The following is a 14,090-nucleotide window of genomic DNA, read 5'->3' on the forward strand; positions in this document are numbered from 1 at the left end:
TTTATTAAATGCACTAGTGTTCAGATTTTTAGTTCATTTTAAATGATTTTCTTCTAAAATAAGCAACTACCGCAACCAAAATAACAACTACAACCAATACATAGATAAACGTTGGAATAGGTAAGGGGTCGCCAGCTGCATAACTATGTAGCCCTGATAAATAGTAGTTTACTCCAAAGCTTGTCATGATTATAGAGCCAAAGGCAAAAATACTCGCTGTATTTAGTACATAATTACTTTTAAATTTTGGTATGAGTCTAAGATGTAATACAATAGCATATACTATGATGCTGATAAGTGCCCAAGTTTCTTTAGGATCCCAGGCCCAATAACGTCCCCAAGATTCATTAGCCCAAATACCTCCTAAAAACGTACCTACGGCTAAGACGAACAACCCAATAGTCATAGATATTTCATTGATATATGTAAGTTCTTTTATCTTTATATCCATTATTTTTTTTGTCTTTTTGGTTTTAAAGATGGTAAGTAATAATGCCATAAAACCTAAGATTGCCGACAAAGCCAAAGGCGCATAACTACTTACTATAGTTGCTACATGTACTTTTAGCCAAAACGATTTTAGTACAGGCATTAAATTTGTTATTTCTGGGCTTAACCAATCTAAATAACTTACAAACAACAAAGCGCCAGAAAACAGTGTGGCGAGTGGTAGTGCAAAATCAGATTTTCTAAACGTAAATAAACCGCATAATACTAAAACCCATGAAACGAATACGAGCATTTCATAACCATTACTCCAGGGCGCATGTTGAGAAACATACCAACGCAGGATTATATTTCCTGTAAACAAGAGAAAGCTTATTAAAGTAATGATGATTAGTGCATTCCAGAGGAATTCCACGAGTTTTTTCTTAGTAAATATTTTAACTATAGCTAAAACTAGAAGTAGGGCACCAAGTGTAAAAAATACTTGAAACAGCCAAAAATTTAAGTTAAGTTCGTTATACCAAAGTTCAGCCTCAATACGTTTTCTACTTGGTATAATCTCTTTGCCCAATTCATCTTGAAACGTTTTTATATACCCTAATTTTTCACTGGCATCAACCCATTTTTTTTGATTTACATCCTTATAATAGGCTGGTATAATTTGTTTAGCAAACTTACCATCAGCAGCAGGGAAATCGTTAAAATGATGGGTTTGGCTGTGCCATTTGTTACTTTTATCATTACTATTTGGAAATACCTTTAAATAGTTTCCAGAAAATACATTGTAGAGAATATTAAAACGTTCATCAACTTTTAAAATCTCTTTATCTAATTCACTACGCTCTGCTGGTTTCTTTTGGTTTGCACTTTCAGCAGCATCAGCTAAAATGTACTTTCCTTGATCTCCTAAAAGTTCAATAAATGAAACGAGTCCATCTTCACTAACATTTAAATGATTGAATAATTCGCCCCCTTTTTTTATATCAACTTTTATTAACGGGATGTGTTGCCAAATGTTAGATGCTGACTGCATTGCAAGAAAGGCTTGGTTAGCGTTGTAGCGAATACTTTGCCCGTTTTCTGTAAACTTAAAATAGGGTTTTATTGATAGCTTTCTTAAAAACTCCGATGCCAACGTATTCATTGGTTTTATACGACCATCTAAATCTTGAACCATTAAACGTCCAAAAAGTTCAGCATGCTGATGGTCTATTTCAAGTTGCTCTACTAATTTTAAGTTGATCTCGGGTGTTTTATCCTGAGCAAAACTCATATTACTTATAGTGCAGAGTATTAATAGTAAACCAGCGCTTTTCAACTTTAATTTTTTCAAATTTTTATTGATGAGGTTAAAGCGAGATGATTTTCCAAAAAGTGTAAAGAACATACCTATCATCATCAATAAATAGCCTATATAGGTAATGTTGGTTCCAAGTGCGTCATGGTTTACAGCTAAAACGGTTCCTAGTTCATCGGTATCATAACTTGCTTGAAAAAACCTAAACCCTTTATAGTCGAGCACATTATTCATAAATATGCGATGTGGTATTTCTTGATTGTTATCAATAACCCTTACTTCACTTGCATAGGAAGATGGACTGGTAGAACCTGGGTAGCGCTCTAATTGAAAATCGTCTAATTGAATAGAAAAAGGAACGGTAATGGCTTGAGAGCCATATGATAACGATACATTGATGTCATTAAAATTAGCTTCGTTAGATATAGGTAAAAAACCCTCTCTGTAAAGAAGATTAACCTCTTTTTTGTCTTTTCCAACGCTAACATTAACGATTAAGGCGTCATCTTTTTGTGCATCGTTATCCTTAGGTTTTTCCGAAGCACTTACTATTTTAATTTTACCTTTAGGATAATAGGCTAGGGGCACAAAAGAAGCATCACCATCACGATACAATGTTCTAAGTTGTATGCTTTGTAGACTGTCTTTTGCAATGGTTCCGGCGGTTTCGGTAGCCATTACAAAGGTGCTTAGATTTCTTGGAGAGCGTATACTAAAATTTCCATTTTCCTCAGTAATATTTATAACACCGTCTTGCTCTACATCAAAACCAATTTTATGTTTATGAGAACCAATTGCTTCAATTTCTCCTTTTTCAAGAAAAACAGATTCTCTTCCATTACCAGCAGAAATAATCATTTCTAGCATAGGTTTTCCTTCATTTTCATTATGCTCTATTTGCGGAATGGCATCTGCAATGAACTCATTATATGTTATAGAAACTGGGATGTTTTCAAATTTTGTATCAATACTAAAATTGTTACTACTTAATGGCGAAAAATCTAATTGTTTTTTTATTGTTTTGGTTGTTTTTCCATTTGAAATATGAACATGCAAATAGTTATTATCAGAAATCACGATATTAGAAGCAGCACCTTCACGAATTCTCATGATGCCCCCATAAGATACATACCGCGTAATACCAGCTCCTAAAAGAATAACTATAAATGCCAGATGAAATAGCAATAATGCCCATTTTTCTTTACGCCACAGTTTGTATTTAAAGATGCTCATTATAAAACAAACCCCTAAACCAATCATTACAAGTTCAAACCACCACGCATCATATATAAGTTTCCAAGCTGTTGCAGTGCCATAATCGTTCTCTATAAATGTTGCAGCAGCCATAGCAAAAGCGAAGGCAAATAGGCATAATACGGCAAGTATGGGAGAAGCAAAAAATCGTGCAAATTTATTCATGGTATAGTTCGTTAAAATAAAAGACACCTTATATTTTGAGACATAAGGTGTCTTTTGGGAAAATTATATGTGTTTATTCTACAGTAGAAGATACTGTACGTATTGGCATGGCATCTTCTCTAGCTTTAGCTTCCTCAAGCCATTTAGGTAATAGATTTTCTTTAAAGGCTTCTTTATCAGCCTCAAGTTTTTCCATATCCAGACCAATAAATTCTTGAGCCTTTTCTTTTGTAGAAATATCAGGCATCTCTATTGGATTGTTATGACCTAACTCTGCTAATAACCTAGCTAGTTTTACACGTGCTTCTTGAGCGATAACTAATCCACTTCCTATAACTCTTGCTGTTTCAACAGGAGAGTGGAACGATGCGCCATGAGCTGCAGCTGAGTAATCCCAACGCCACTGTCCGTGACGAATATCTGTTAATATGGGTTTCATTTGTGCCTCTGTAGCGCCTAAATCCCAACATTTTTTGGCTTCTAAATGTGCTTTTACAAGCAATTTTTCAAGTTTTAATCTGTTTTCTGTAGCCTTACGTTGTCTTTCATAAACATTAGCAATAAGCTTATTAGATTCTTCTCTATGACAAACCTGACATGCATTTGACGTATTATTTAAAGGCGATTGAATATGATGGTCTGTAAATTTTTGACCACCTTCACTTTTATATGGCATGTGGCAATCTGCGCAGGATACACCTCTATCTGCATGCACCCCAGTAGTAAATGTTTCATAACCTGGATGTTGTGCTTTAAGCATTGGTGCTTTACTTATTTTGTGTGTCCAGTCTTTAAACTCTAAATTATCATAGTAGTTTTCCATATCTTCAACCGTCATACCGTCTTTCCAAGGAAATACCAGATATGGTGTCCCTTCTTTCCCTGGTAAGTTTTTGTTAAAGTAATATTCAACATGGCATTGCGCACAAACCAAAGAGCGCATCTCATTATGGGTTGCATTATTTATATCTTTTCCCATGGCATCAAAGGCTTCAACAAGAGCTGGTCTTGTAATTTTTAATTTCATGGTTTTATTATCATGACAATCTGCACAACCAATAGGGTTTACTACTTCAGCTCCTTTATCTGCCCACTTTCCACTGTAAAACTCAGCAATACCAATCTCGTTCATTAAACGGGGTACATCAGGACTCTTACAAGTCCAGCATGTAGCTGGCATTGGACCGTCTCCTTTTCCTTTAGGGCCTCCTGTTCTTAAAGTGTTGTGAATATCCTCAACGGCATAGGCATGTCCTCTACCTTGGTTGTAGTCTTTGGAAAAACCATATCCAGCAAAGAGAATAACAAGATTTGGGTCTTCTTCTAAAACATCTCGCATTGCAGAACCACCTTGCATAGACGCAAAAGTTGTATCTAATGTTTGAAGGTATGATTGGTACTCCAATGGATAGTTTTCGCCCCATACGACATTTCTAGGTTCATTTTCGGCGATGTCTACACTAGGTGTGTATTTATATTTTGCTTCAGATTTTCTATTAACGATGCTTGAAGCTAGTAGTCCTAGCAAGAAAACTACAATAATAGTTACAATAAATAATACTTTGTTTTTCATTTGGTTTGTGTTTATTCTTTAGTTTGAAGTTGCTCTTCCATCCACTCTGGAATAACTAAATCCTGTTGGTCGGTTGGTAATGGTGCAACATTAAATTTTATAGTTGATAAGCCGTGTACTTTGCCGTGGGGCACTTGTTTATGGCAACTCCAGCATTGACGCCCAGTTCTATTTTCTCTATGGTCTTCTATATAACCATCGTATTTAGCCTGTGTTACTTGTTGTACATGGCAACGTATACAGTTATTTTGAACAACCTCTTGCGAGGCTTCTTTCATTTCTATAACATCTGGCTCTAAACGTGCTGTAAACACAGAAGCATGGTATAAACCATCCTTTGCTTTAAAATAATATTTGTTTACTACATTGTTATGTGGCACATGGCAATCGTTACAATTTGCCCATTCTCTGTGGGAGCTATGCATCCAGCTATTGTAAACTGGTGTCATAACATGGCAGTTTACACAAGCTTGCGGATCATCTGACATGTAAGATACAACCCGGGATTCTTTTGCCATGAATAACCCTAACCCGATAACAACCGCAATAAAGAATACTGCTATTGTACGCCATCGTGTTGTTTTAGGAGGTAATATGTTTCGTTTTGTTTTCAATGGTATGTTTTATTTACTTTTAAAGAGGCTAGGATTAACTATAAGTTGCATCCATCCCCAGTTATTTGTATTATCGTTAGGTCTTCCGCCCTTTATTAAACTCATACTATCAGAAGCAAACATTTGGGAATAACCAATATTCATTTTTATATTTTTTGCAATTTTATTGGTGTATACAATGTCAAATTCAGTTCCAAGATATTTATCGGCATTATTGCTTAAATCTGCATTAGCCAGAAAGTAGTGCGCTTTAGCTAGAAGGGTAGATGTTTTGCCAGTTTTAAACACCACCTTTCCGTAAAAATCATCTAGTCCCACATTGTTTGCATGGTTGCCCACAAAAAAATAATCCATAAATCCATTAAACTTATGGTTGGTGCCATATAGGGGTAAGAAAGATTTATTTTTAGAGTCTCCACTTTGGTCTGTACCACTTAATATCTCTATCCCCAATGCAAATAATGTATTGCTAGGTTTATAGCTAGCTTCAAGAGATACTTGGTAAGCACTTAAATCTGTAGTTTTGTTAGATTTTCCGAATTGATAATATGCAGATCCAGCCATTTTAACACTTTGTATTGGAAAAGTAAAATATGATCCAACAGTGTGCTTGTAAAATACACCATCAGCAATATCATTATCTGGACCTGTTAAACTTTGAAACCCTGTATTTAATAATAGAAAACTAGCAGAACTGTTCTCCCATGTTTTCTTTAAATAGGCAAATTGTAATGCTTTATATGTTGATGCGCCTTTTATGGTAAATACATTACCTTCTCTAGCTTGGGATTGCTGACTAAAAGCAAAGCCAAAGTGCGCTAAAAAGTTATCTTTTTTGTATTTAATTAATGCTGCATCATGAAAACGTCCTTGCATGGCCCAGTCTAAGCCTCCTAAAATTCTTTGATCGTCATAGGAGAGGACTTGTCTCCCTAATTTTGCAGACCAATTTTCATTCATGTGGTATTCGATCCAAGCTCTAAATAGTGAAAAAGAATTATTGCTGTCAGTAGCATCAATTTGTTGTGTGTCTCCCCAAACACTTACATCTTGGATACTTACCATAATATCTAAGTTTTCCATTATGTAGCTCACATTTAAACGAGAACGTTGTACTACAAAGGCTGCAGGTTCAGTATTATCAGGGAATAGATTGTTGAAACCATGGCGGTATTCAAATCGAGGTCTGATGTCTGCTCCAATTTCTAGTTGCGCATAAGTGTTTTGAATTGAAAAATAAATTAGAAAAAGAAGTAAAATCTTTGGTAGTAGTTGGTTTTTGCTCATCTTCAAGTTTGTTTAGAATTGCTGAACAAATTTGATGACATTTTGAGCTACTTTTTATGATAAATATCATAAACCAAAAAATATTTAGGATTTTTTGTATTTTTTTTAAAATGAAGTAGGTTTCACTCTACATAAATACTATATCTGCATTTTTGAATAGAATTTATAAAAGCGAGTAAGCCATGATAATTATAAACTTTAAACCTGCAAAACCCCCAAATTAAACGGTTTATCAATAGGTGCATGATTAGCAGCCTCAATCCCCATACTAATCCATGTTCTGGTATCTAAAGGATTGATAATACCGTCCGTCCATAAACGTGCAGCCGCATAATAGGGAGATACTTGGTTGTCGTACCTAGCTTTAATTTTATTGTAGAGTTCGTCTTCCTTTTCTTTGGTAAACGTTTCTCCCTGTTTTTCAAGAGACGCTTTTTCAATTTGTAATAAAACTTTAGCAGCAGAGTTGCCACTCATTACTGCGAGTTCTGCACTAGGCCATGCAAAAATCAATCTCGGGTCATACGCTTTTCCGCACATGGCATAATTACCAGCCCCATAGCTATTACCAATAATCACAGTAAATTTAGGCACTACCGAATTACTAACCGCGTTTACCATTTTAGCGCCATCTTTTATAATACCAGAATGCTCACTTTTACTGCCTACCATAAAGCCAGTAACATCCTGCAAAAACACTAACGGAATTTTCTTTTGGTTACAATTGGCAATAAAACGTGTGGCTTTATCAGCTGAATCATTATAAATCACACCACCAAATTGCATTTCGGTTGGTTTGGTTTTAGAACCTGTGGTTTTTACAATTTGGCGTTGGTTGGCAATAATACCAACTGCCCAACCATCAATGCGCGCGTAGCATGTAATAATAGTTTGTCCATAACCCGCTTTATATTCCTCGTATTCTGAGTTATCCACCAGTCGTTTTATAATCTCATACATATCGTATTGATCGGCGCGACTTTTGGGCAAAATACCAAATATATCTTCAGGATTATCAGCAGGTTTTTTAGCCTCAATACGGTTAAAACCAGCTTTATCATAATCCCCAATTTTATCAACGATGTTTTTTATTTTGTCTAAGGCATCTTTATCGTCTTTGGCTTTATAATCCGTAACCCCAGAGATTTCGCAGTGCGTCGTTGCACCACCCAAAGTTTCATTATCTATACTTTCTCCAATAGCAGCTTTTACTAAATAACTACCCGCAAGAAAAATACTTCCAGTTTTATCAACAATCAACGCTTCATCACTCATAATAGGGAGGTAGGCACCACCCGCAACACAACTACCCATAACCGCAGCAATTTGGGTAATACCAATACTGCTCATTACAGCGTTATTTCTAAAAATACGTCCGAAATGCTCCTTATCAGGGAAAATTTCATCTTGCATAGGCAAATACACGCCAGCTGAATCCACCAAATAAATAATTGGCAATCGGTTTTCAATAGCAATTTCTTGAGCACGTAAATTCTTTTTCCCAGTAATAGGAAACCACGCCCCAGCCTTTACCGTAGCATCATTAGCCACTACAATACACTGTTTTCCTTTTATATACCCAATTTTCACAACCACACCACCAGAAGGGCAACCACCATGCTCCGCATACATATCTTCTCCCGCAAAAGCACCAATTTCAATAGATTTAGCCTTGGCGTCCAACAAATAGTCAATACGCTCCCTAGCTGTAAGTTTCCCTTTGCTATGGAGCTTTTCAATACGTTTTTTGCCGCCACCCAGACTCACTTTAGCCAACCTTTTATTAAGTTCAGAAACTAAAAGTTTGTTATGATCTTCGTTTTTATTGAAGTTGATATCCATCTGTGCATTTTTATTTCAACGAAGTTACAAAACCATTTTTGCTCTAAAAAGTGAATAATTTGTTAAAATATATAACATGGAAATATATTCCTTGGAATATAAATATTTTATTTATATATTTGTGGTGTAAAAAAATAGAACATGAAACACATAATAGCATTTGCAGGAAGTAATAGTAAAACATCAATAAACAAGCAATTGGCAATTTATGCATCTAGTTTAGTTGAAAATGTAGACGTTTCTATATTAGATTTAGACGATTTTGATTTGCCTTTATACGGTATTGATTTAGAGAATGAAAAGGGTATTCCGGACAATGCGCACAAGTTTTTAAACTTAATAAAGGATTCTGATGGTATTATACTATCATTAGCAGAGCATAATGGTGCATACGCTACAGTATTTAAAAACCTGTTTGATTGGATGTCTAGAATAGAAGGAAAGACCTTTTTTGGAAAACCAATGTTTTTAATGTCTACATCCCCAGGGGGAAGAGGAGGTCTATCTGTTTTGGAAATAGCTCAAAATCGGTTTCCACGACATGATGCCAATATCGTTGAGGTATTTTCGTTACCGTCATTCAGTGCTAATTTTTCTGAAGGTAAACTTGTAAATGAGTCTTTGGACATCGAATTAAAGAAAAAGATATCCACGTTTCAAAAAACATTGTAAGCCATGGAAATTAAGCATGAAAAATTAGATAAAAAAGGACGCTTCTTTATAGAAATAGAAAATTTAAAAGTAGCCGAAATGACTTACACATATGCTGGTAATGAAAAAATTATTATCGACCATACAGAGGTAAAAGAGTCTCTAAAGGGACAAGGAATTGGTTATAAACTGGTGGAGGCAGCAGTGAGTTATGCAAGAGAACAGAATATTAAAATTTTACCATTATGCCCTTTTGCCAATGCAGTTTTTAAAAAGAGAAAGGAATACAGTGACGTATTATTTTAAAAGTTATGGGAGATTTATCCAAAGATATCAATTCGACATTTGCTAACAACAAGATAAAAGCTTTGTTAAATATTATTTATACAGCAAATTGGATTACGAGCCATCAAAACGAGTTTTTTAAAGGCTATGGCATATCGCCTCAACAGTATAATATACTAAGGATTTTAAGGGGGGCTAATGAGCCTTTGAGTGTACAAACTATAAAAGATAGAATGTTAGAGCGTGCACCCAATGCTACAAGATTGATGGATAAATTATGCGCAAAAGAATATATAGAACGTTGCCCGTCTGCACATGATAGGCGTGTGGTAAAAATAGCCATTACTAAAGCGGGGAAAACGTTTTTAGATAGTATACCCAATAATTTCAATACAGTTTTGTTGAAAAATTTGAATGAAGACGAAGCAGAACAATTAAGTAATCTGCTTGATAAAATGCGATGACGAAACGAAGTTTTGTCATGCTGAACTTGTTTCAGCATCTCATACGGGATAGCATATTTTTTTAACCAATTATTTTCCATGGAAAGTAAAATAAAAGGAGTTGTAAAATGAAACTAAATAGTATAAGAACGATAGGTCGAAGTGATTTTGTAAATATGGGTCCCATAAGATTGAGACAACCCATACCCACAAGAACCATTGATAATGTAGATCCGTTTATATTGTTACACCATTATGGACCTTATGAAATTTCAGAGCACAATAATCCCTTTGATTTGGGACCACATCCACATCGTGGATTTGAACCAATAACCTTTTTAGTCCAAGGAGAACAACTACATAGAGATTCTTTAGGAAATGAAAGTGTGGTTGGTGCAGGAGATGTACAATGGACAACAGCAGGCAGAGGTATTATTCATGCAGAAGCGCCTACCAAAACGTTTGTGCAAAAAGGAGGTGTTTTAGAAGGGATACAATTATGGTTGAATTTACCAGCAGACAAAAAGATGATTGAAGCTAATTATCAGCATGTTAAAAATAATGACTTTAGGGTAGTAGCTTCTGATGATGGTAAAGTTAACATACAAATTATTGCAGGAGTGTTGGATGGTGTTTACGGTCGAATAAAAACCCAAACCGCTGTTAACGCATATATGATTGATGTTGAAGCAGGTGGAAGTTTTGATGTGGCTGTTCCAGAGACTCATCAATCGATAATTTATTTATTAAAAGGCGATGTTACAATAAATGGTTCAGAACAATTGAAACTCAACGAAAATCAATTGATACAGTTCAATCAAGATGGAGAAGGGTTTACTATTGAAGGTAATGCGATAAGTAAATTATTGTTTCTCTCTGGAGAACCATTTAATGAGCCTATTCAAACTTATGGTCCCTATGTAATGAATACACAAACTGAAATTATGGAAGCCATGAGAGATTATCAAATGGGGAAAATGGGGTTTCTAGCCCCATAAGAGGCTCCCTAACCCCCGAAGGGGTAAAACTCATAACCTGCAAGGTTTTTGAAACCTTGTAGGTTTGAAAAAGTATGAGTAAGCATTCCCCTCCTTGGAGGGGCTAGGGGTGGGTTTGGAGAATGTTTTTAAAGTAGAATAAAAATTTGAGTAAGAATATAAATTAAAGTTTAATTAAAAAGAAGTTCCTCCTTTGGAGGGATTTAGGGAGGCTTATATTATGAAAACAATAGTTCACAAAGCAGACACAAGAGGATTTGTAAATCACGGTTGGTTAAAATCACACCATACGTTTAGTTTTTCAAGTTATCAAAATCCAGAGCGTATGAATTTTGGTAAGTTGCGCGTATTAAATGATGATGTGGTGCAACCTAAAATGGGTTTTGGAACGCACCCGCACCAGAATATGGAAATTATTTCGATTCCGCTAAAGGGTGCATTATCACATAAAGATAGTATGGGAAACAAAAGAGCCATTGAAGTTGGAGAAGTACAGGTAATGAGTGCTGGAACAGGATTGACGCATTCTGAATTTAACGATAGCAAAACAGATGAGGTTAACTTTTTACAGTTATGGATAATTCCAGAGGAAATGGGAGTTGAACCGAATTACGAGCAACGAAAATTTGATGTATCACAACGTAAAAATAAATTACAAACGGTAGTATCTCCAAAGGATAAACTAGAAGGGGAAGCACTACCCATTAGCCAACAGGCATACATTTACAGAACTGAATTGGATGAAGGTAAATCTGTAACTTTAAAACCCAAAGATGGGACAAATGGTTTTTATGTTTTTGTTACAGATGGTAATGTAAATGTTTCTGGAAATATTTTGGAAAAAAGAGATGCTATAGGTGTTTGGGAAACTGAAGACTTAGAAATTTTAGCAAAAAACAACTCTGAAATTGTAATAATAGAAGTTCCTATGAACTAATAAGTTATTCAGGTTAATAGTGAAAAAGCATCTTCAACAGGTGCTTTTTTTATTTAAAACTACGATATTTGTTTTTTCCACTAACTTATAAAAAGAAGAGATTATGGCGATGAATAAAAATACAGTACTCGCATGGGCTACAATTTTAATGATTATTATGGGAGTTGTATTGATTTTAATGGGGGCATACCGATATGATGATGTTGCCGGTTGGGGATTTGCAACCGTAGGCATTGGTTTTTTTGCAATAGCATGGGTGTTTAATGCACTAAAAGGCAGAGTTTAAGGACTCTTAATTAACGATTTTAAGTTTTATGATTAAACGAATAAACAATTAAACGATTAAACTTTATCAAAGGATAAACATATAATATGAGTGACGATAAGAAGATAATTTTCTCAATGTCTGGAGTAACTAAGACATTTCAAAGTGCAAATACACCAGTTTTAAAAAATATATACTTAAGCTTTTTTTACGGCGCTAAAATTGGAATTTTAGGACTTAATGGTTCTGGTAAATCCACACTTTTAAAAATTATAGCAGGAGTTGATAAAAACTATCAAGGAGATGTTGTATTTTCTCAGGATTATTCCGTGGGCTATTTAGAGCAAGAACCTCAGCTTGATAATGAAAAAACAGTAATGGAAGTGGTACGTGAGGGTGCAGCGGAAACTGTTGCTATTCTAGACGAATACAATAAGATTAATGATCAATTTGGTTTAGAAGAGGTGTATAGCGATCCTGATAAAATGGAGAAACTAATGAACCGACAGGCAGAATTACAAGATCAAATTGATGCTGCAAATGCTTGGGAGTTAGATACCAAACTAGAAATTGCCATGGATGCACTGCGTACTCCAGATGGTGATAAGAAAATAGGTGTACTGTCTGGAGGAGAACGCAGGCGTGTAGCGTTATGTCGTTTACTATTGAAAGAACCAGATGTATTATTACTGGATGAGCCTACAAACCATTTGGATGCAGAGTCGGTGCATTGGTTAGAGCATCATTTAGCGCAATACAAAGGCACCGTAATTGCCGTAACACACGATAGGTATTTCTTAGATAATGTTGCAGGCTGGATTTTAGAACTGGATAGAGGAGAAGGTATTCCGTGGAAAGGAAACTATTCCTCTTGGTTAGATCAAAAATCTAAGCGTATGGCTCAAGAAGGTAAAGCAGCTTCTAAGCGTCAAAAAACCTTAGAGCGTGAGTTAGAATGGGTGCGCCAAGGAGCAAAAGGACGACAAACCAAGCAAAAGGCACGTTTAAAAAACTACGATAAGTTAATGAGTCAAGACCAAAAGCAATTAGATGAAAAGCTTGAGATATATATACCAAATGGCCCACGCTTGGGTACCAATGTAATTGAAGCTAAAGGTGTTGCTAAAGGATATGATGATAAATTATTGTACGATGATTTAAATTTTAACCTTCCACAAGCAGGAATTGTTGGTATTATTGGCCCCAATGGTGCTGGTAAGACCACCATTTTCAGAATGATTATGGGAGAGGAAACTCCAGATAAAGGAGCCTTTGCTGTAGGAGATACTGCTAAAATTGCTTATGTCGACCAAAGTCATTCAAATATAGATCCAGAAAAGACGATATGGCAAAACTTTAGTGATGAGCAAGAGTTAGTAATGATGGGAGGAAAGCAGGTTAATTCTAGAGCATATTTAAGTAGATTCAATTTTTCTGGAAGTGAGCAAAACAAAAAAGTAAAACTGCTTTCAGGTGGGGAGCGTAACCGTTTACATCTGGCCATGACGCTTAAAGAAGAAGGTAATGTGTTACTTTTAGACGAGCCTACTAATGATCTTGATGTGAACACGTTACGTGCTTTAGAAGAAGGTTTGGAGAACTTTGCAGGATGCGCTGTAGTGATTAGTCACGACCGTTGGTTCTTAGATAGAATATGTACCCATATTTTGGCATTTGAAGGCGATTCTCAAGTATATTTCTTTGAAGGTAGTTTTTCAGACTATGAAGAAAATAAAAAGAAACGTCTTGGAGGAGACTTGATGCCGAAGCGTATTAAGTATAAAAAGTTAGTTAGGTAAATAACGTATTATGAAGTACAACTAAAAAAGCCCACTTTTTTATAAAGTGGGCTTTTATAATTTTATATATATTTTCTATTTGTAAATATGACCGTCTCCTAATTTATAATCAGAAATATCGATGTTTTCAAAACTCTTCCTTGTGACATCAAACTTATGTAATAATTTACTTTGCCTTTCTATATTTCTTGAAATAAGAAAAAGAAGTACGAAAATGGGAGTAAACAAGAGAA

12 protein-coding genes are annotated in these 14,090 nt (G+C 35.3%); 7 read left to right on the plus strand and 5 right to left on the minus strand.

Annotation, left to right across the window (positions count from 1 at the left end; translation table 11 throughout):
• Positions 1-28 precede the first annotated feature (28 nt).
• The 5 genes from ccsA to JS605_RS15350 form a co-directional block, all read right to left on the minus strand.
• The gene (gene ccsA, locus JS605_RS15330) at positions 29-3,163 is read right to left on the minus strand and encodes a cytochrome c biogenesis protein (protein WP_239000374.1); all 3,135 of its coding nucleotides are present in this window, start codon (positions 3,161-3,163) and stop codon (positions 29-31) included.
• Positions 3,164-3,236: 73 nt separating this feature from the next.
• Positions 3,237-4,736, minus strand: coding sequence for an ammonia-forming cytochrome c nitrite reductase (gene nrfA / locus JS605_RS15335; RefSeq protein WP_203258606.1), 1,500 nt, complete (start codon positions 4,734-4,736; stop codon positions 3,237-3,239).
• Between the two features lie 11 nt (positions 4,737-4,747).
• Positions 4,748-5,350 (minus strand): cytochrome c nitrite reductase small subunit, encoded by a 603-nt coding sequence (gene nrfH / locus JS605_RS15340; RefSeq protein ID WP_203258607.1) that lies wholly within the window; start codon positions 5,348-5,350, stop codon positions 4,748-4,750.
• Positions 5,351-5,359: 9 nt separating this feature from the next.
• Positions 5,360-6,637, minus strand: coding sequence for an alginate export family protein (locus JS605_RS15345; protein WP_203258608.1), 1,278 nt, complete (start codon positions 6,635-6,637; stop codon positions 5,360-5,362).
• Between the two features lie 198 nt (positions 6,638-6,835).
• Positions 6,836-8,479, minus strand: coding sequence for an acyl-CoA carboxylase subunit beta (locus tag JS605_RS15350; protein ID WP_203258609.1), 1,644 nt, complete (start codon positions 8,477-8,479; stop codon positions 6,836-6,838).
• Between the two features lie 141 nt (positions 8,480-8,620).
• On the opposite strand from JS605_RS15350, the gene JS605_RS15355 reads away from it, so the two are divergent.
• The 7 genes from JS605_RS15355 to ettA all read left to right on the plus strand — a co-directional run bounded on the left by JS605_RS15355 (position 8,621) and on the right by ettA (position 13,857).
• Complete coding sequence (locus tag JS605_RS15355) at positions 8,621-9,151, plus strand: NADPH-dependent FMN reductase (protein WP_203258610.1); 531 nt, start codon at positions 8,621-8,623, stop codon at positions 9,149-9,151.
• 3 nt (positions 9,152-9,154) lie between these two features.
• The gene (locus JS605_RS15360) at positions 9,155-9,436 is read left to right on the plus strand and encodes a GNAT family N-acetyltransferase (protein ID WP_203258611.1); all 282 of its coding nucleotides are present in this window, start codon (positions 9,155-9,157) and stop codon (positions 9,434-9,436) included.
• A 5-nt stretch (positions 9,437-9,441) separates the two neighbouring features.
• Positions 9,442-9,879 carry a MarR family winged helix-turn-helix transcriptional regulator gene (locus JS605_RS15365; protein ID WP_203258612.1) on the plus strand — a complete coding sequence of 146 codons (438 nt, stop codon included), beginning with the start codon at positions 9,442-9,444 and terminating at the stop codon, positions 9,877-9,879.
• Positions 9,880-9,986: 107 nt separating this feature from the next.
• Positions 9,987-10,856: a pirin family protein gene (locus tag JS605_RS15370; RefSeq protein WP_203258613.1), complete on the plus strand. Its 870-nt coding sequence runs from the start codon at positions 9,987-9,989 to the stop codon at positions 10,854-10,856.
• Positions 10,857-11,076: 220 nt separating this feature from the next.
• Positions 11,077-11,793, plus strand: coding sequence for a pirin family protein (locus tag JS605_RS15375; protein ID WP_203258614.1), 717 nt, complete (start codon positions 11,077-11,079; stop codon positions 11,791-11,793).
• Between the two features lie 103 nt (positions 11,794-11,896).
• Complete coding sequence (locus JS605_RS15380; protein WP_042243884.1) at positions 11,897-12,079, plus strand: CAL67264 family membrane protein; 183 nt, start codon at positions 11,897-11,899, stop codon at positions 12,077-12,079.
• Between the two features lie 86 nt (positions 12,080-12,165).
• Positions 12,166-13,857, plus strand: coding sequence for an energy-dependent translational throttle protein EttA (gene ettA / locus JS605_RS15385; protein WP_203258615.1), 1,692 nt, complete (start codon positions 12,166-12,168; stop codon positions 13,855-13,857).
• Positions 13,858-14,090 lie beyond the last annotated feature (233 nt).

Origin of the sequence: Hyunsoonleella ulvae (assembly GCF_016827605.1) — a bacterium.
GTDB classification, from domain to species: domain Bacteria; phylum Bacteroidota; class Bacteroidia; order Flavobacteriales; family Flavobacteriaceae; genus Jejuia; species Jejuia ulvae.